Genomic DNA, 18,790 nt, shown 5'->3' on the forward strand with positions numbered 1-18,790 from the left:
GAAAAGGAAAATATGACCTTTTTTTGACATGACCGCAGACGAATTCGTCTTATTGAGCAACATATGCATGTTATATCAGCAGGTTACTTAGTTTTACTGTATGAGACATTTTCTTACTATAGCGATATTCCTGCGAGCGACTTACAATCTCCCGCCGCCAATTTGTCGGTTGAATGCGCTAAATAATATAATAATCAGCCAAAAGCGGGCAATTTTGCAGCGATGATGATTTTACTCAGTGAGGCCAAGTGTGGAACAGTTTGATGTGGTAGTGATAGGTGCAGGTGCTGCGGGGCTATTTTGTGCCGCTCAGGCTGGACAAGCCGGATGTCGGGTGTTGTTGGTCGATAACGGCAAAAAGGCGGGGCGCAAAATACTGATGTCTGGTGGTGGCCGCTGTAATTTTACCAATCTCTTTGCAGAGCCTGCCGCGTATCTGTCACAGAATCCTCACTTCTGTAAATCTGCCTTGGCGCGTTATACCCAATGGGATTTCATCGATCTGATGAATCGCTATGGCATTGCCTGGCATGAGAAAGCGCTAGGGCAGTTGTTCTGCGATGACTCTGCTCAGCAGGTGGTTGAACTATTACTGAAAGAGTGTGAGCTGGGGCAAGTCACGATTCGGTTGCGTAGCGATGTTTTGTCGGTTGAAAAAAGCGGCACCGGTTTCGTATTACAAATTAATAATTTGGAAGTGAGCACTAACTCACTTGTCGTCGCCTCTGGCGGACTCTCTATGCCCGGACTTGGTGCTTCACCGTTCGGCTATAAGTTGGCAGAACAGTTTGGCTTGAAAGTCCTCCCTACCCGTGCGGCATTAGTCCCGTTCACCTTGCACAAACCGCTGCTGGAGCACCTGCAAACATTATCTGGGGTTTCCGTGCCTGCGGTGGTCACCGCCGAAAATGGCGTTAGCTTCCGTGAGAGTATTTTGTTTACTCACCGTGGGCTTTCTGGCCCAGCAATTTTACAACTTTCAAGCTATTGGCAGGCTGGTGAGTATGTGAGCATTAACTTACTTCCTGATACTGATTTAGATGATTTTCTAAACAGTGAGCGAAAAAACCACCCTAATCAGACACTGAAAAATACTCTGGCTCAACGGTTACCTAAGCGGCTGGTGGAGTGCCTTCAGACCTTGGAGCAACTGCCAGACGTTACCCTGAAGCAATTAAACGCGCCGCAGCAGGCCGCGTTAGTCGCCAATCTTCAACAATGGCGAGTGCAGCCCAATGGCACCGAGGGCTACCGTACTGCTGAGGTCACTCTTGGTGGTGTTGACACCCAAGAGCTCTCCTCTAAGACAATGGAGGCCCATAAAGTGCCTGGAATGTACTTTATTGGTGAGGTTGTTGATGTCACTGGCTGGTTGGGTGGCTATAACTTCCAATGGGCCTGGAGCTCTGCCTGGGCCTGTGCGCAGGCATTGGCGGTTGTTCTGGAATAATAAAGTTTGTACACCAAGCTATAGTTAGTCCATCAAGTGGGCTTGTTGCAAATAATGAGCGTCGGTGATTTTACTGATAGATGAGCGGGATAATTAAGCTAAAACCGCCTCAATATGAAAGAGCCGATTCATAAAGGCGGATCTTTCCCGCACTCGATACTCAGGTTCGTCACGGCGTAGCCAAATATCAAATTGACCTTTATTCAGTCGTCGCAATGTTTCAACTCCCTGAAGCGTTGACCCGGCAAGGTTTGGCCGTTTGAAGCCCCCGCCCGCTTTGACTAATTTTTTGATGGGGGCATATTCAATAAACCAACGGTAAATCGTAGAGCGGTGAACGGAAACCCCACGCTCTGCCAGCATATCGCTGACATTGGCATAACTCATCGGGGTTGAGCCGTACCACCGTAAGCACCACAGAATGATCTCGGGTGCAAAATGTTTTCATTTGAAATCGCTAGGGGGCCATGTGGGTTCACTGAAGAAGGGATGAATAGCCTCAGCTTTCATGGTCACTCCATTTTTTGCAACAAGCCCGTCTGAGCGTGGTGAATTATATCACTTACGTGCGACGCAAAAAATCAGCAATGAAACCCTGCAAAAATTGTTGCATGATTTAGATTTGCTGGAAGCGTTATTGATTGAGAAGGAAAGTTAATTTTTCTTCGGTCGGTCATCTTAAGTGATCCGGCTCCTCTCATATTTGGCAGGCAGTTAATATGGCTCTGCTGCGTCTTAATACAACACAACCTTTTCTTGTTATACATGCAACCATCCGCCAGTGTTGGGGCACCTCCTTGTTAATAAAACATCAAGTCATTGGTTCTTATTAATATTATTAAACCTGAATAAGATGGGTTCACTAATTGTTCGGGGCTGTCTGATGCATCATAGGTAATGAAACTGCCGATCAGTGTCGAATCTAGCAATATAGATACGGTAGTTTATCGTTACTCACCTGATTCCGTGGGGGGGGTAGGAAACTAACACTAAAAAATTTTCGTCACTCTACAATATCAAACGAGATTTAGGCAATATTGATTAAATCGCGAGGTTATGTGACGGTTTTTTTACTCGGCTGAGTATAATAAATTGCGTAATTTTTTTTGGACGAAATCACTAAAAACATCCTCGAGTCATGGGTTCACGCGGGCATACGCACTACCACAAACGTTCAGGATTATTGCGTGGATTAATATCCTGTTTCAGTTACTGTTTCCTTTGAGTTTGGCATTTTTACCTGCGGTTGTCGCGTCTTCTTCGTATACTTCGCAAGTCAATACGGTTACAGAGTCTTATATTTTGCAGACCGGTAAAAACATTAATACTGTCGCCAAGTTAGGGGATGAAATTGATGTTTCCGGTAAGCTGCCTTCGTTATCCATTAGTGATGAAAGTTATTCACATGCTGATATTCACATAAATAATAAGCTGGCCGGTTATGCCCAGACCGGTGCTGTCGCATTATCTAATGGCAATGCAGTAAAATCTGGTGAGCGCATGCTCAACTCAGCTGCCAACAATGAATTAAACAACTCCACGCAGCAGTTGCTGAGCCAGTTTGGTACCGCCCGGGTACAAATGAATGTTAATGAAGATTTTAAGCTGGATGGCAGTATGGTCGATGTACTGGTTCCACTTTATGATAATCAGAAATCCCTACTTTTTACCCAATTGGGTGCCCGAAATAAAGACGATCGTAACACCGTTAACGTTGGTGCTGGAGTGCGTACTTTCCAGAATAGCTGGATGTATGGGGCTAATGCGTTTTTTGATAATGATGTTACAGGCAAAAACCGGCGGGTTGGGGTAGGCGCAGAGGCTTGGACCGACTACCTGAAGTTCTCGGGTAACAGTTACTTCGGTACCACCGATTGGCATCATTCACGGGATTTTGCTGACTATAAAGAACGGCCTGCCAACGGCTATGATGTGCGGGCAGAAACTTATTTACCCTCTCATCCCCAACTTGGCGGCAAGGTCATGTATGAAAAATACCGTGGTGATGATGTGGCCTTGTTTGGCAAAGATAACCGCCAGAAAAACCCCTATGCTATTACTGCGGGTGTAAATTACACCCCTATACCATTAGTGACTATTGGGGCTGAACATCGCGCCGGTAAAGGCAGTAAAAACGACAGCAACATTAACTTCCAGCTAAATTACCGACTGGGTGAATCTTGGCAATCTCATATCAGTCCATCAGCCGTGGCAGCAACGCGCACTTTGGCGGGTAGTCGTTATGATTTAGTCGAGCGTAACAACAATATTGTGCTGAATTATCAGGAACAGAAGGTGATACAGCTGATCCTTCCGGCTATGATAAGCGGTGAGGGGGGGACAAGCGTTCCATTGAGTGCAGAGGTATCCACCCGACATGGCCTTGAGCGTATTGAGTGGGACAGTTCTGCCTTGATAGCGGCAGGAGGTTCTCTCACACCGGTATCTGCGCACGCTGTTGTAGTAGGATTACCCTCGCATCGGCTAACGCGGAGTGGTAGTAATGCCCACACGTTAAGTGCAGTGGCTCATGACATCCAAGGTAATGTGTCATTACGTGCGACAGTGCAGATCACTGTTATGCCTAGTACTGTTGCAGCAGTGAACCTGACGGCGACTGCCGATAATGAGGTTGCCAATGGCATTGCCACCAATGCGGTGAAAGCGATAGTGATGGATGCGGGCAATAACCTTGTACCGGGCCAGGTGGTGACATTTACCGCCAGTAACGGGGCGAACGTGACGACGGTGATTGGTACTACTGGCGTAGACGGGGTTGCCACGGCGACACTGACCAATATGAAGAGTGGAATAAGCGCGGTCACCGCCACGGTGAACGGCAGTAGTCAGACAGTCGACACCACTTTTGTGGCGGACGGCAGCACAGCGGAAATCACCGCAGCCAACCTGACGGCGACTGCCAATAATGAGGTTGCCAATGGCATTGCCACCAATGCGGTGAAAGCGATAGTGACGGATGCGGGTAACAACCTTGTACCGGGCCAGGTGGTGACATTTACCGCCAGCAACGGGGCGAAAGTGACGACGGTAATTGGTACTACTGGCGTGGACGGGATTGCTACGGCAACACTGACTAATACTGACTCGGGGATTAGTGTGGTCACCGCCACGGTGAACGGCAGCAGCCAGACGGTGGACACTACCTTTGTGGCGGACGGCAGCACCGCAAAAATCACCGCAGCCAAGGTGACTGCCGATAGAAGGGTGGCCAACGGCACGGCCACCAATGCGGTGGTAGTGATAGTGACGGATGCCGGTAACAATCCTGTCGCAGGCCAGGTGGTGGCATTTACCGCCAGCAACGGGGCGAAAGTGACGGCAGTCATTGGTACTACTGGCGTGGACGGGGTTGCCACGGCGACACTGACCAATATGAAGAGTGGAATAAGCGCGGTCACCGCCACGGTGAACGGCAGTAGTCAGACGGTCGACACCACTTTTGTGGCGGACGGCAGCACAGCGGAAATCACCGCAGCTAACCTAACGGCGACTACTGATAACGAGGTCGCCAATGGCAGAGCCACCAATGCGGTGAAAGCGATAGTGACGGATGCGGGTAACAACCTTGTACCGGGCCAGGTGGTGACATTTACTGCCAGCAACGGGGCGAACGTGACGACGGTGATTGGTACTACTGGCGTGGACGGGGTTGCTACGGCGACACTGACTAATACTGCGCCGGGTGTCAGTGTGGTCACCGCCACGGTGAACGGCAGCAACCAGACGGTCAGCACCACCTTTGTGGAGGATTCGATGTTTACCGGAATAGCCGTTAACGGCCATGTGTTCACTGTAAACGATGAATTTCCAAAAACAGGTTTTACCGCGGCTACCTTCATACTAAATATGAACAGAAATGCGAGCGACTTCACCTGGAGTTCCAACCAGCCAGGGGCCGTAAACGTCAATGGTGACGGTCAAGTGAAGCTCAACAGCAAACCTACTGGGCCAGTGACCATTACGGCGACACCCAAGGATGGAGGAAGTCCACTAAGCTACACATTTGCTGTGCAGAAATGGTTTATACATAACGATAGCACAATGGCTGTTTGGTCAGATGCTGTGAGGTTCTGTAGTCTACAGCTGGCGTCTCAGCCATCACGCACCGACTTGAGTTCTTCCTACTCCTCATTTGGTACCCGTGTGGTGGGTTCATTGTTCGATGAATGGGGGCGAATGGATAACTACACTGGCTCCGGTTTTATCGGCACCACCTACTGGACGGGCGACACTCAGAACCCCAGCACTGGCTTCTACTACCTTGGCGACTCGATCGCGGGCGTTACCAATAGCTTCAGTGACGCCGATATTCCTAGGCATGTAATGTGTCGTCGATAGAGTTTTGAGTTTTTAAATTTGGTTTTGCTTCTCTGGTATTCCCCCGCGTTTAGTGGGGGAAAAGTCAGTGGCTTTGTGGCGCTAAGACCCCGTCGGGTAACATGCTGTTTTTTTGATGATGTTATCGCGCCAATTCCCAAACGAAATGCAACAAAGTGACCCACCGGTCAGGTACGGATAAAATAGCCGTATTGACCCTGTCGGAGACCCTGTTGCATGAAGGGAAAACATTTGACTCAGCATGAGCGCTTTTACATCGAAAAACGAAAAGCTGAAGGCGTTAATCAGTCCTGCATTGCCAGAGAGCTCGGCGTCTCTCGCTCTACCCTGAGCCGGGAGCTCAGGCGTAATACGGACCCCGCCTTCAACGGACTTTACTCCTCCAGACGCGCTGATGCCTTAGCCAGACAACGGCGGGGCGCCACCTCGGCACACAATGCCTGTTTCCCTCTGGGCCAGCAGACACAAGACTTTCTCCGGCAGGCGCTGGCTGTACATACCTCCCCTGAGGTTATCTCTGGGAGACTGAAAATCCAGTTTGATATCGCCGTCAGCAAAAATACCCTCTACCGCTATATCCGTTCGGACAGACAGGCTGGCGGTAAGCTTTACCTTCAGCTCCCTCACCGGGGTAAACGCTATCGCTATGATACGGGTGAGCCCGGACGCACGCCCATCCCGGACAGGGTTGGCATTGAGCACAGGCCTGCTGAGGCTGAACTCAAACAGGTTCCCGGGCATGTTGAAATCGATACGATTTTTGGCAAAGACCAGAAGTCATTCCTGCTGACGGTCGTGGACAAAGCCACAAAGCAGGTCATTATCCGTAAACTCCCCAATAAGTGCGCTGAGAGCGTCGTGGAAGCGTTCAGGGACATCGTGGCGAATACTTTCTGCGAGTTTAAAACCCTGACGGCAGATAACGGACCCGAGTTTGCGAAACATAAGGACATCACTCAGGTAACGGGCGCAAAGGTTTACTTTGCCCGGCCTTATCATTCCTGGGAGCGGGGGTTGAATGAGCATACCAACGGTCTGATACGGCGGTTTTATCCGAAAGGAACCGATTTTAATGGCGTCAGCGATGAAGATATTGCGAGACTGGAGCACATCCTCAACACTCGGGGGCGCAAATCTCTGGAATACAGCTCACCGAATGAGGTATTTTTAGAGTATCTACTCGCTGCATAACGCATGATGGTTTGTTGCGTTTCGTTCGGGAATGGGGCCACACTTTAATAGTGTCACTGATCATACCCTGACGGCTAATAATAATTGGTTCGATGATTTGTCTTAAAGCAAACCGAATTAAATCACTACCACTGTATATAATAACATCTCTCATAAATCACCTTTTACATTTAGATTATCTAACGATTAATCGAATAAACAAACAGTTAAACGCAAATCAAATATCTGGTGTGGATCAAAGAGTATGCGTTGAGACCGTCCCTGGTCTCTTTATCCATCCTGGTTTAATAGTGGTTAATCGTGAAAATAACTACCCTTTAGAACAATAAAAATAACAGTAATGCTCAACGGCCTCAAACCACATGTGTATTAAGTTCAAGGTGATTTATCAATAGTAACTTTTACCTTACGCCATGGAAAATTCATTTCCCCATGGCGAGGCTAATAACACTATTTAACGTAATTTATTAATAATAGTTAATCAAAAATACTACTTTCCCATCGGCTCTTCCTGGCGAGACTGTCGATGCTGTTTGATAATATCGTGCAGATAACGGTATCTTCACTGATTGTTGACTACTGGTGAGAGATACTGTGATATTTTTGGAAAAATCCAAAAGAGACGGTGAACTTGTCGCACCATAACCCAATTGTATTCCGACGCCTTTTGCAGCTGAAGCATTAGAACTGTCGATAGCAAAAATACCATTACTCGAATTCAATATTGCTGTCGCTGGGGTCAATTTGACACTTAACGTATTATTGATAGGCTGACCCACTGTCGTAACACCACTTCCCGGCGAGGTATTGTAGGAGCTATTATTAAAATACCCATGGAAAACGGGACAGTTCGTCAGGTTAATTGATGCATCTTTCCACGGTGTGGTCGATCCAATCCCGGTAAAATATTTACTCACCTCAAAAGACCCCATCGCAACATTCACATCGGGGGTAGTGCAGGTTTGAGACACAATATTCAAGCTACCACCAAAACTGAGGTTATAAATCGGTATCGGTGTACTATTTGTAAGCGTCGGGTCCGTCGAAAGATTTAATCTCACGCGCGGCAAAAGAGCACCGTTAATCGTACCAGGAGAAACAGGGCCTATTTTTATCAGAGACAGTACCGCATTGATTCTGACGTTAAAATTGAAGAAAGAATCTCCGGAATAAGTCGTTGTGTAGGCGACCGTTGGTAATGCTTGGTTGCTCAAATCGCTCGACACAACAACCCCAATACCAGGAACCTGGGTCTGATAAACACGATTAGGGAAAGGAGTACCGCGCCAATTGGCTATCGTGGGTGTACTGGTATATTCAAGAGTTTGAGGCGCGTTAAAAGACCCCGCACCGCAAGTAAACGCATCTGTCGCGGTACCCGGATCTCTGAAATCAAGCCGATACACCACCGTTCCATTCGGCATATCAGGCCCGACAGTAATACTGGCGGGCGACAGGGTGGCAACAAAGGTCCGCGCCGGTGTAATTTTAGTGGTGCACGTCGCCAGTGCCAATGCATATTGGCTGCAACTCAATAACGCACTTAGCAAAATTAATTTATTAAGCTTATTCATATTATTACTCGCTTTGTGATCATCGAAGCAGGTGTAAATTCCAATGTTTACTTATTAACTCATCTCACCGTGATGAAAATAAAGTGAGAATATTTGTAATCGCTTAGGCACTGTTTCTAATAATAATTAATGGTAAACGTTAGCCTTCCATCGGCTCTGCCGGGCTGTACTGTCGCACTGGTTTGGTAATACCGTGCGGATAATGGAATTTTAAACGTCGGTGTACCATCATTCGCTGGTGTAAATCTCGGGGTAGCACCAAAATTAAATGGCACCGGTGTTTCGGTATTATTCCCCGAACCTAATTGAATCCCTACACCTTGAGCTGCGGGCATTTGTGTCGATGAGTTGACCGCCATAATGCCACTGGCAGAATTAATAATAGGGTTTGATGGTGTCAGTGAAACTGTAATGGTATTCGCTTTAGAGGCTCCGGTACCCTGAGTGCCATCGTTTGAGTAAAAGAAATTCCGGCCATCCTCTTTCGTCCCATAAAAATAGGGGCAATCCGTAAATTTAATACTCGCATCTATCCACGGTGTCACACTGCCGACACTTTTAAATTCGGTATTTATATTATGACTGCCCAGTTGAACATTGATATTGCTGGGTGTTGTGCAGGTACGTGAAACTATATTGATAGAACCACCAAAGTTTGCCGTCAATATTGGCATGGTAGGTACACCCTGCACATTATAATCAACCCCAACCGTGAGGAGATTAGACCCAAGCAGAATACCGGGGGTTACCGGTCCTATCTTGACTAAAGAGATGTCGAATTCAGGTGCAAAGCTGCGGGTGACGGAACCAGGGGCAGTTCCCTGGGTTCTTAACCTCGGAAACGGAGTGCCAGAGTACCAGGCAACAAAGCCAATACCTGGAACACCGGTTTCATATATTTGCCCGGGATAAGGGTTTCCATTCCAGGATGATAATGGTCTGGGTGCCAGCCTTATCACATCATTTACCGTAAAAGTATGGCCACCATCGCAATTGATCGCAGGTTGAAACGATGGCTTGAAATATTGTCGGTACAGCACAGTGCCGTCTGGCATGTCAGGGCCTACAGTAATATTGGCACCCTGAAGCTGAATGGTAGTATTTATCGCCTCCCTGCCCGTGATATAGGTGCAAGTCAATGCGTAAACTGATTTTATTGGCATCAAAACCAGACAAACCAACAGGAGCTTTTTCATGATATCACTCACTTTTTATGGTCGTGGCCCGGCGCTCGTCAGCCTGGCCCTGAGGCACACAGGTTGAGGTAAAACGCATCATCGCCGTGACTTTACCGTTGGCTAACTGTGGCGGCAGAATATAGTTCAGGTAACATTGCTGGCCGGTACCTTCACCCCAACTGACTTGCAAACGGCCACGCTCCTCGCTCACCCGCGCATAAATCTGACCACCCTGACCGACAGAACCCACCACCTGGCCTTTGGTGTCTAATACTTGTGCGCCAAACGGCACCGGCTCGCCATCTGACTGGGTGGCATTGACCAAAATTGGATACCCTTTGGTACTTTTATATTTCACCATCACCACCGCACCGGCATTCGGCGCCACTTTCTGACTGGTGGATTCCAGCTCCACGTCATAAGAGGTCCCCTTCGGATCGATGGTTATCTCATTCATCTGATAGGCACTCAGATACGGCACCACGGCATAACCCCGTGAATCAATTTTCACGCCGGAGTAACCGGACACTTCGGCCCCTTCAGCGCCCTTAGCTTCCACCACCGCAAAGGTCTCACTGCTGTACGGCGTTAATGTCACGCCACCGGGGTGGGCAATCATGCTGCCTGAAATGCCGACCGAGCCACTCTGATAGTCGCGACCGCCACCGTAAGACGCCATACTGGTGGCTTTAGAACCGCGGTACTGACCATTGACACTGCCACTGGCCCCCGAGCCGCCGTTGCTGTTCATGGCGGTTGCCCCATAACTGAACTGGCTTTGCTCGCCAGCACTGCCTGAAACCGATGCCTGTTCGCCCCAGTTGCCCTGACCATTGCGGTTCATTTCCAGTCGCATTTGCGGCACGTTCTGCTGGTCATTACGCCCCAACGGGAAACTCATACTGACCAGATAAGTATTTTGCATCTCGCCAAACCCGGAGCGGCTGCGGTTCACGCTGACGCCGTAGGTCATGCTTTTATAGTTGTTGCTGTAACCCACCTGATACTGCTGGTCACTGCCACCTTTATTCCAGTAATCCTGCAAAGAACCACTGATATACATCTGGCCCCAGCCGTCCGGTAACCCCTGATTGGCGGTCACGGTTAAGCGGTTTTTTGCCCGGTAGATACTGTTGGCGTCATAGCCCTGACGTTCGGCATCAAGGGTTTGCATCGCCGTGGCGAAATCGAGATAGCCCTGAGTCGAAAAGCGGTGCGCCGCCACACTCAGGTTACTGTTGGTTTCAGCAATCACCTTGCTGTAACTGACCTGATAGCTCTGGCCACTTTCATTGCCGTTACGCAGGCGGGTATTGGCCTGGGTCACGTCGACCGCCACCGCCCCAATCGGGGTACTGAACGCAGTCCCGACCTGCACGGCATAGTAGTCTTCACTGGCCTGCGCCCCGGTATAACCGGTAATGCTGTTATTCAGACCACGCTGATAGGTTCCCTGATAAAGACCCGGGGTAAAGGAGAGCGAATCATTGCGCACTTTACCCACCGTCAGGCCCCCCCATGTCAGGGTAGTTGTCGCCTCTAACTGAAAACATCCAAGGGGCTGGAGACAACAAGAATGAAAACGTATTCACCTGAGCTTAAAGCCGCTGTGATTGCCAGAATGATGCCACCACACAATCAGCCGGTTGTTCAGATTGCACGCTCTGAGGGGATCCCTGTCAATACGCTTTACACCTGGCGCTCCAAGGCAGGTATTTCGACCGCGAGCACCCACGTTGAGGTAAAAACCCCGCAGCAATGGTCCCGTGAGGCTCGTTTTGCCATCCTGGTTGAAACGGCACCTCTTTCCGCCCATGCTGTTGCTGAGTACTGTCGCCGTAAAGGGCTCTACCCTGAGCAAATTCAGCAGTGGAAGAATGAGATAATGCAGCCAGATCCGCGTGAAGAGAAAGCACTCGTCAAGAAACAGCAAAACGAAATTCATCAGCTTAAGCGTGAAATTGCCCGCAAGGATAAGGCGTTGGCTGAGGCTGCGGCATTGCTGATATTGCAAAAAAAGTTCAAGGCGTTGTTCGTCGAGGAAAACGGGGACGAATGACGCCGACTCCGGACAGGCTGCGATTGATGACAATCGTAAAGGAAGCCGTTGCTGCAGGCGCGAGGCTGAGCGAGGCTTGCCAGTCTATTGGGCTTAGTGAGCGAACATTACAGCGTTGGGGAAAAGGGACGCATGACCGCAGACCCACGGCGTCACGGCCCATCCCGAAGAACAAACTCACTGCCGAAGAGGAACAACAGGTTTTAGCCCTCTGTCATGAACTGCGGTTCGCCAGCCTGCCACCGACGCAAATCGTTCCTTTGTTGGCGGATGAAAAGCGCTATATCGCCAGTGAGTCAACGTTTTATCGGATACTAAGACGTGCTGGCGAAACAACGCACCGTGGTCGGCAGAGGGTAGCGCAAAGCAAGCCGCTATCGACCTGGAGGGCGACGGCACCGAATCAGGTGTGGTCATGGGATATTACCTGGCTGAGGTCGCTGACGGCAGGACACTGGTTCTATCTGTACCTGATAGAAGACGTGTTCAGCCGCAAAATCGTCGGTCACGAGGTTCACTTGGTTGAAAGTGGTGAGCATGCGGCAGAGCTGATGAATCGGACAGTGCTGAGCGAACGCTGTTGGCAGGAGCCGCTGGTACTGCATGCGGATAACGGAGCCCCGATGAAGTCACAGGTGCTGCAGGTAAAGCTTGCGGAACTTAAGATAACCCCGTCGCACAGCCGGCCACGGGTGAGCAACGATAACGCGTATGTTGAATCGCTGTTCAGGACGTTGAAATACGTGCCGAGCTGGCCGGAGAAGGGCTTCGCGACGCTGGAGGATGCGCAGGCGTGGGTAGAAACCTTCGTTGGCTGGTATAACGAAGAACATCGGCACAGTGGTATCCGTTACGTCACACCAGGGCAACGACACAGAGGTGAAGATCGGGCACTACTGGCGCAGCGTAAATCGGTCTATGAAGCGGCGAAAATGCAGAATCCACATCGGTGGTCAGGTTCAACGAGAAACTGGCACCGGCAGGATGAGGTCTGGTTAAATCCGGAACGTGAAACGTTGGCCGCATGAATTAACTGAGGCGACAACTACCTTGACACGCGCCGAGGCTGTAGCGCTGCGAACCGGGGCGCAGCAATTGCGCCACTGCCGCAAACGGCACCTGGAAATTCTGTGTGCTGCCGTCGGCTTCACGCACCGTGACATCCAGATTGCCGCCGTAACCGGTCGGATAGAGGTCATCAATGATAAATTCGCCCGGCGAAACCGTGGTTTCATACAATACCTGACCACTCTGGCGCACGGTCACCAGCGCATTGGTGCGGGCAATCCCGCGCACTTCCGGCGCATAGCCACGCAGGGACTCTGGCAACATGCGGTCATCGGTGCTGAATTGTGCTCCAGTGAAAGGCACGGTATCGAATAACTGCCCGGTGGTATTGGATTGTCCCAGCAACACCCGGCCCAGCGCAGCCGGGACATCCCGCTGCACATAACTGTTAATACTGGTGTATTTGCTGTCACCGTCTTCTTGCCAGTTATACGAGCCGTTATGACGGAAATACCATGAGCCGAGGTTTACCCCGGTGTTAATCCCGGCAAAAGCCGAGTTAAATGTCTGTCCGTTGGCGGAGGAGCTGTAGCCATTGAGTGAATAGCCCAACATCCCTGACGTCACGCCGCTGTCCCACAACGCGGGGTTGACGGTGCCACGGGCGGTACGGAGTAACAATGCCTGGGGAATAGCGATATCCAGCCGTTGTTCGCCGCTGTCAAAAGCCACCTGGGCATCGGGGAGCAGCGACGCCAGATCAACACAGCCGTCCTCTTTTTTCAGCGGGGCCAGTGATTCAGGCGGCAATGCTTCTGTCTTGAGATTAAGACTGGCAATGACCGACGAGGATAAGCAGGCATGGACACTTTTATCGTCGCGGGCCTTAAATTCCACATTCTCATTGCCAATCAGGGTATTGTTTAAATAAATGTCAGCCCGGTAAGTGCCGGGTAACACGCTGCCCCCTTTCGAGAAGCGGCTTAAATCAATGCCGGAACCACCGTGTTCGGTATTGAGAAAGATACTGTCAAACTCGGCCGACTGGGAATGGCCAGTCTGAGGGGAGGCGTTGGCCTCAACGCTCTCAACAGCCAAAACAGTCGGCGATAAAAAAGCAGCAATAAGGGCAGCCGCCACGGGCGTTAAACGACCACTACGGGCAGACAATTCTGCAGAGAATGTGATTGCAGGGTGTTTCATTATTCAATTATTCCGTAGTGTACAGACGTATTCCGCCCCCACGAAATAAATGTGGTCATCAGCGGACGCTATGTAGGGCTGTTATTGATAAATTAAATTAAGGTTTAATGGGCTGACTCAGTTTATTGAGTGCGCCATAATCATTAATAAATTCAAAATCAACGCTATTGCCGGCGGTATTTCCCGGTAACGAAAAGGTCAGCGAATTATTAGGGCTAATCATTTGGCCTTCAACCGGCGCTGTTTTACTGCCCGTTATCCCCACCGTGACCAAAGAAACATGAAACGGTGTCGGATTGGTGGCTTTAAGTCCGCCGGGGACTTTGGTCCAGACTAAAGATTGTGCGGCATCATTAGGATTACCGACCAAACCGGTAGGACGGAAGAACAATTTAATACGGGAGCGGTAGGCCATCTGTAAATAGTTCTGGCTGCTACCCGCATCCGCTTTAGCCGGTATCTCTAATACATTTAACCAAAAAACAGATTCTTTATCTTTTGGTAACGCCGCACCGGTATAACTGATGCGCAGTGTCTGGCTTTTATTCGGCTCAACCCGGTTAATCGGTGGTGTCAGTACAAAAGGCACTTTTAATGTTTCCGGGCGGGCATTCACATCCCCGTTGTCAATCCAGCTTTGTAATACCACCGGGCCGGTGCCGGTGTTATTAACCTTTACCGTCACTTCTTTTTGTTTTTCCGGATAAATTACCCGGGTGCCGGTAATAACCACACTGGCCTGAACAGAGCGTCCGACAAATAGAATCAAGAACAAGGCTGAAAATACTGTTAATAAAAGACGGTTAGTGCTGTTCATAACAACCTCGACACTTAATAAATGTGTGCATGCTTTAATTTTAGTGCTTATCGTCAAAAAGGGCAGATATCTGCCCTTTTATATTTCTGTGTTACTCGTACTTATTTGTATTGAATAGAGTAAACCACGTTGCTGACAACAGTACCGGCAGTGGTTGCGCCATCAGCATAATATTGAACCGCATACGGCAGTGTTGCAGAACCCGTAGAAGCATCAATATAAGTGGTGCTGGTCGTCTGGTTGCTGTTACCGGCTTTAATTGGCGCCATGGCGTTAGAACCGTCCAGCAGTTCCAGGCTAACCTGACCGGCAGTACCGCTTACATTTTTCAGGTGACCGGTAACCACATCGACACTTGGGCCTGCTTCAAAGAAAGCAGAAACTGTTTTCAGGGTGCCAGCACAGTCGCTCAGCGCCATGTTAAAGCCTGTGCTACCAGCAACCTGGTTAGCAGAAGTCAACTGGTTGGTACCGACAGTTGGCAGTACTACTGTTGCGTCTGCACCCTGGCCGTCGACGGATACGTCACAAGTAGACGCTGTCAGTTCACCGTTAAACGTGATGGTACCGGTAGAAGCGGCTTGAGCAGCGTTAACACCCGCGAATGCAGCAACGATTGAGGCAATAATAGCTAACTTTTTCATTTAAATTTCCAATTAGTAATAGATGTATGAGTTAAATAACTCGGTACTGTTGTGTGTTAATTCGATTGTGGTTATCCCACAAGAATCCATTAGATATTTATTTATCGCTGCTGGGCAATAAGACCAGTTGATGAGTTCTTTTAACAATCCAATAAATGTCGAAACTCAATGTGTATGCTTGGTAGCGAAAACGATACTTTAAATATCTTTTAATAGTAGGAGTAAAGCGGGTTTCTAATATTCACAATGTCCGTACTGTATATAAAGCATTTTAGAAACTTGAAATGTCCTTATCGCTGTACTCTCTTGCTATGGATTGAAGTATGCGCGATCGATTCATCTAGTAAACATCGATATCACAGATCAATGGTCTGCAAGCAATGTTTGTTTGTAGTGCATTATGCTAAATACTGTCTTTGCCGAAGATTTTTAGATCGTCTACATATAGAAAAGTAACCGTTAATGTGGATTAAGATCATTTTAGCAGCTTATTATGTTTTTAATTTAAAGAATTAAATAATCCATTTCCATATAGAAATGAAAATAATCTTATTATTTCGGTAATTAAACCTACGAATTAAAAATAAAATTCCTACACCATTGTGGGAATTCGATTGTTTATTGGTCTTTTTTAGTTTAATAACCCCGCAGCCATCTCACTTACTTCTCAGTAAATAAAATCTAACATGCTGTTTTATAATTAATAAGTTCAGATCAACGGGTGAAAACAACTATTAAGAGACATTTTAAAGTAAAGCTCCGATAGGAAACCACGCTGAATCGCTAAATGCACTCTCTTCACAGTACTTATTACACTTAAAAATACAACATTAATAAAATAAAAATCCACAAAATCAAAAAATAAAGAAATTAAAAGCTAGGTAAACTAACCTTGATTTTTAGAATAAATGGCATGCAGATGATAATCATTATCATTCATGGCGAAAGGTCTGGTAATATAGATAATGACGGGGGAATGGCAGTATATAAATTGCTGGCGCTAGACCTATATAAAATGAAACATATAAAAATCACTGCTTACATATAGAAATATGACTCACCACAGAATACGTACTGCAATTTTAATATCATTAAATAATGTGGGTGTTTGTATCTGTGGGGAGTTAATAACTATGTGAAGTTTATATATTCATTAGTGAGTTACGACCAAAATTGCGTCGTATACCCGTATATTAGCCTAATATCAAAGGTAGGAGCTATGCAGTATTGAGCTCATCTGCTATTGCAGCAAAAACATAAATTCAAAAATATTTTCCTTTGAGTGCATCCAAAATGATCACCTGAACGTCTCTATCAGAGTAATCAAACACACAACAAGGATATCAACGATGAAACTCCGCTTGCTACCTGCAATGATCGGCTTACTGGCATTCTCGGCTCTGGCTTCTGATGTCGCAGTAAAAGAGACTACGTTAGGACAAGTTTATACCGACAGTAAAGGTATGACCCTGTATACCTTCGATAATGACAAGCAAGACTTGTCCAATTGCTATAAGGATTGTGCCAAGGCTTGGCCACCGTTGTTGGTAAAAGATAATGCCACTCAACTCCCTGGGCTGGATAAAATTAAACGTGCGGATGGTAGTCTGCAATGGGCACTGAACCATCGCCCACTTTATCTCTGGCATAAAGATCTACAGCCTGGGGATATTACCGGAGCGGGCTTTAAGAATATATGGTCACTTGCCCGTGCAGATAGGGCGCCGGTCAAGGTTTACACCACCGATTCCGGCAAGATTTTAGCCAATAAAGACAATATGTCGCTCTATACCTTCTCTAAAGACAGCAAAGGGATATCGGTATGCTATGAAGATTGCGCCGCAAATTGGCCGCCATTAGCAGCCCAAAAAGATGACAAAGCCAGTGCGCCGTTCAGCGTTGTTGCACGTAAAGATGGTACCTATCAGTGGGCCTATCAGGACCAGCCTTTATATTCTTGGATTAAAGATAAACAACCCGGTGATATCACGGGTGATCAGATAAAAGATGTCTGGCATCTGGTTCATCTTTAAATAACGCGTTTGAGGTTATTGTGGTCACAGCAAATGAAGAACTACAGAAACTTTTCTCTCGGGTCAAGCTGAGAGACAGGCAGGCTTTTGAAACCTTATATAGCCAAACTAATCGCAAGTTATACGGCTTGATCATGAAAATTGTGGCTGATCGAGATATTGCCGCCGAGCTATTACAAGAGGGGTATCTCAAAGTCTGGTTTGCTGCTGACCGCAGCCCAACGACTTATCCCTGGGCCTGGATGTGTCAATTAATGCGTAATCTGGCTATTGACCATGTCCGACAGCATGGCCGTCATCATCCTATTTTTGAAGAGGCAGACATGTTATCGGAAGTGGGGAAAGAAGATGAAACCGATACCGCAGCTCACCTTGCCATTTTAAATCGCTGTATTTTTTCGCTGACACAAGAAAAAAGACAAGCGATAAGGTTGGCTTATATCCATGGTTACTCCCATGAGGAAATTGTTGAACGATTGGCGCGTCCGTTGGGCACGGTCAAATCGTGGATACGGCGCGGTCTAAAGGAGTTAAAACAATGCATGGACACTTAACTCCGGGTCGATATCGCAATTTAGTCATCCGGGAACATCTGGTGAGTCAGTATTTACTTGGCACATTATCCCCCAAAACCAGAAAACGTCTTGAATCTCTGATGGCGGAAGATGAAAGCTGGTATGAGCTGGTTATGCAGTGGCATTCACGTTTAAGTGGACTGGAACCAATGACATCAGATAAGCCCCCTTCATGGGTATGGAAAAATATTCAGACCACATTGGGACAACCAGTAAAACCGGGGTTGTGGGCATGGTTGGGGCCAAGAAAGTGGCCAACATTGTCGCTTGCTTGCGTGGCACTGTTATTGCTGTTTTCCAGCACTATGTTGTTTATGGCCAAGCCGCAAGTCGCCATGCCCAGCTATATCGCAGTTATGTCGTCCGCAGAAAAGGCCGACCACTTTGTCCTGATGGCTTACAAAGGTGACAAACCAGGGGAATCAAGTATTCGCTTGAAATGGAATGCCCGTCATCAGTCAACCGATGCAGGAATGGAAACAGCCATGTTATGGGCACGAAATAAAGATACCGGTCAGACGGTGTTATTAGGGCGATTTACTGATTTAACTGTCCCTAAATTACTCACGCCAACGAAATGGAATACTGTCAAAAACAGCAGTGAGCTTTTCATTACGGCAAATAATAATCCTGCAAGCAAGGTTCTGTTCAAAGGTACCTGTATTGAACTGTCTGCTTCAACGGTATAACGATGAGAAT

At 48.0% G+C, this 18,790-nt stretch carries 15 protein-coding genes; 8 read left to right on the forward strand and 7 right to left on the reverse strand.

The window, feature by feature from the left end; translation table 11 throughout:
- Nucleotides 1-250 precede the first annotated feature (250 nt).
- Entirely contained in the window at nucleotides 251-1,450 is a 1,200-nt protein-coding gene (locus ACWJJO_RS00620; protein ID WP_372568472.1) for a BaiN/RdsA family NAD(P)/FAD-dependent oxidoreductase, read from the forward strand.
- Between the two features lie 93 nt (nucleotides 1,451-1,543).
- On the opposite strand, the gene ACWJJO_RS00625 is transcribed toward ACWJJO_RS00620, so the two are convergent.
- Nucleotides 1,544-1,876: a hypothetical protein gene (locus tag ACWJJO_RS00625; RefSeq protein WP_227746606.1), complete on the reverse strand. Its 333-nt coding sequence runs from the start codon at nucleotides 1,874-1,876 to the stop codon at nucleotides 1,544-1,546.
- 82 nt (nucleotides 1,877-1,958) lie between these two features.
- Between ACWJJO_RS00625 and ACWJJO_RS00630 the strand changes: the two genes are divergently transcribed.
- The 3 genes from ACWJJO_RS00630 (at nucleotide 1,959) to ACWJJO_RS00640 (ending at nucleotide 7,000) form a co-directional block, all read left to right on the forward strand.
- Nucleotides 1,959-2,108, forward strand: coding sequence for a hypothetical protein (locus ACWJJO_RS00630; RefSeq protein WP_193784877.1), 150 nt, complete (start codon nucleotides 1,959-1,961; stop codon nucleotides 2,106-2,108).
- A 563-nt stretch (nucleotides 2,109-2,671) separates the two neighbouring features.
- Nucleotides 2,672-5,809, forward strand: coding sequence for an inverse autotransporter beta domain-containing protein (locus ACWJJO_RS00635; RefSeq protein WP_481090517.1), 3,138 nt, complete (start codon nucleotides 2,672-2,674; stop codon nucleotides 5,807-5,809).
- 216 nt (nucleotides 5,810-6,025) lie between these two features.
- Entirely contained in the window at nucleotides 6,026-7,000 is a 975-nt protein-coding gene (locus ACWJJO_RS00640) for an IS30 family transposase (protein ID WP_481090518.1), read from the forward strand.
- A 467-nt stretch (nucleotides 7,001-7,467) separates the two neighbouring features.
- Here the strand turns inward: ACWJJO_RS00640 and ACWJJO_RS00645 are convergent, their stop codons facing one another.
- From ACWJJO_RS00645 to ACWJJO_RS00655, 3 genes are all read right to left on the reverse strand, one after another.
- Nucleotides 7,468-8,574 (reverse strand): fimbrial protein, encoded by a 1,107-nt coding sequence (locus ACWJJO_RS00645; protein ID WP_481090519.1) that lies wholly within the window; start codon nucleotides 8,572-8,574, stop codon nucleotides 7,468-7,470.
- A gap of 116 nt (nucleotides 8,575-8,690) precedes the next feature.
- Nucleotides 8,691-9,782: a fimbrial protein gene (locus ACWJJO_RS00650; RefSeq protein WP_481090520.1), complete on the reverse strand. Its 1,092-nt coding sequence runs from the start codon at nucleotides 9,780-9,782 to the stop codon at nucleotides 8,691-8,693.
- Nucleotides 9,775-11,256, reverse strand: a complete 1,482-nt coding sequence (locus ACWJJO_RS00655) for a fimbria/pilus outer membrane usher protein (RefSeq protein ID WP_481090521.1) — start codon at nucleotides 11,254-11,256, stop codon at nucleotides 9,775-9,777. Before ACWJJO_RS00655 ends, ACWJJO_RS00650 begins: the two co-directional genes overlap by 8 nt.
- A 72-nt stretch (nucleotides 11,257-11,328) precedes the next feature.
- Between ACWJJO_RS00655 and ACWJJO_RS00660 the strand changes: the two genes are divergently transcribed.
- Nucleotides 11,329-12,839 (forward strand): IS3 family transposase gene (locus ACWJJO_RS00660; RefSeq protein ID WP_481090522.1). Its coding sequence is split into 2 segments (ribosomal slippage): nucleotides 11,329-11,764 and nucleotides 11,764-12,839, totalling 1,512 coding nucleotides; the frame shifts between segments, so codons are not numbered across the junction.
- Between the two features lies 1 nt (nucleotide 12,840).
- On the opposite strand, the gene ACWJJO_RS00665 is transcribed toward ACWJJO_RS00660, so the two are convergent.
- The 3 genes from ACWJJO_RS00665 to ACWJJO_RS00675 all read right to left on the reverse strand — a co-directional run bounded on the left by ACWJJO_RS00665 (nucleotide 12,841) and on the right by ACWJJO_RS00675 (nucleotide 15,483).
- Entirely contained in the window at nucleotides 12,841-14,022 is a 1,182-nt protein-coding gene (locus tag ACWJJO_RS00665) for a fimbria/pilus outer membrane usher protein (RefSeq protein ID WP_481090523.1), read from the reverse strand.
- Between the two features lie 97 nt (nucleotides 14,023-14,119).
- Entirely contained in the window at nucleotides 14,120-14,839 is a 720-nt protein-coding gene (locus tag ACWJJO_RS00670; RefSeq protein WP_442847457.1) for a fimbrial biogenesis chaperone, read from the reverse strand.
- Between the two features lie 101 nt (nucleotides 14,840-14,940).
- On the reverse strand, nucleotides 14,941-15,483 hold the full coding sequence (locus ACWJJO_RS00675; RefSeq protein WP_442850563.1) for a fimbrial protein: 543 nt from the start codon (nucleotides 15,481-15,483) through the stop codon (nucleotides 14,941-14,943).
- A 1,349-nt stretch (nucleotides 15,484-16,832) separates the two neighbouring features.
- Here ACWJJO_RS00675 and ACWJJO_RS00680 point away from each other — a divergent pair.
- The 3 genes from ACWJJO_RS00680 to ACWJJO_RS00690 are packed head-to-tail and all read left to right on the forward strand — an operon-like array spanning nucleotide 16,833 to nucleotide 18,780.
- Complete coding sequence (locus ACWJJO_RS00680; RefSeq protein WP_083161315.1) at nucleotides 16,833-17,516, forward strand: hypothetical protein; 684 nt, start codon at nucleotides 16,833-16,835, stop codon at nucleotides 17,514-17,516.
- Between the two features lie 20 nt (nucleotides 17,517-17,536).
- The gene (locus ACWJJO_RS00685) at nucleotides 17,537-18,070 is read left to right on the forward strand and encodes an RNA polymerase sigma factor (RefSeq protein ID WP_083161313.1); all 534 of its coding nucleotides are present in this window, start codon (nucleotides 17,537-17,539) and stop codon (nucleotides 18,068-18,070) included.
- Complete coding sequence (locus ACWJJO_RS00690; RefSeq protein ID WP_481090524.1) at nucleotides 18,055-18,780, forward strand: hypothetical protein; 726 nt, start codon at nucleotides 18,055-18,057, stop codon at nucleotides 18,778-18,780. Before ACWJJO_RS00685 ends, ACWJJO_RS00690 begins: the two co-directional genes overlap by 16 nt.
- The last annotated feature ends 10 nt before the right edge of the window (nucleotides 18,781-18,790 follow it).

It is taken from the genome of Yersinia antarctica (genome assembly GCF_056636475.1).

Coding starts and splice junctions, on each gene's coding strand:
- ACWJJO_RS00630 (WP_193784877.1), top strand. CDS start 1,959: ATGGTCACTCCATTTTTTGCAACAAGCCCGTCTGAGCGTGGTGAATTA.
- ACWJJO_RS00640 (WP_481090518.1), top strand. CDS start 6,026: ATGAAGGGAAAACATTTGACTCAGCATGAGCGCTTTTACATCGAAAAA.
- ACWJJO_RS00645 (WP_481090519.1), bottom strand. CDS start 8,574: ATGAATAAGCTTAATAAATTAATTTTGCTAAGTGCGTTATTGAGTTGC.
- ACWJJO_RS00665 (WP_481090523.1), bottom strand. CDS start 14,022: ATGAAACACCCTGCAATCACATTCTCTGCAGAATTGTCTGCCCGTAGT.
- ACWJJO_RS00670 (WP_442847457.1), bottom strand. CDS start 14,839: ATGAACAGCACTAACCGTCTTTTATTAACAGTATTTTCAGCCTTGTTC.
- ACWJJO_RS00675 (WP_442850563.1), bottom strand. CDS start 15,483: ATGAAAAAGTTAGCTATTATTGCCTCAATCGTTGCTGCATTCGCGGGT.
- ACWJJO_RS00680 (WP_083161315.1), top strand. CDS start 16,833: ATGAAACTCCGCTTGCTACCTGCAATGATCGGCTTACTGGCATTCTCG.
- ACWJJO_RS00690 (WP_481090524.1), top strand. CDS start 18,055: ATGCATGGACACTTAACTCCGGGTCGATATCGCAATTTAGTCATCCGG.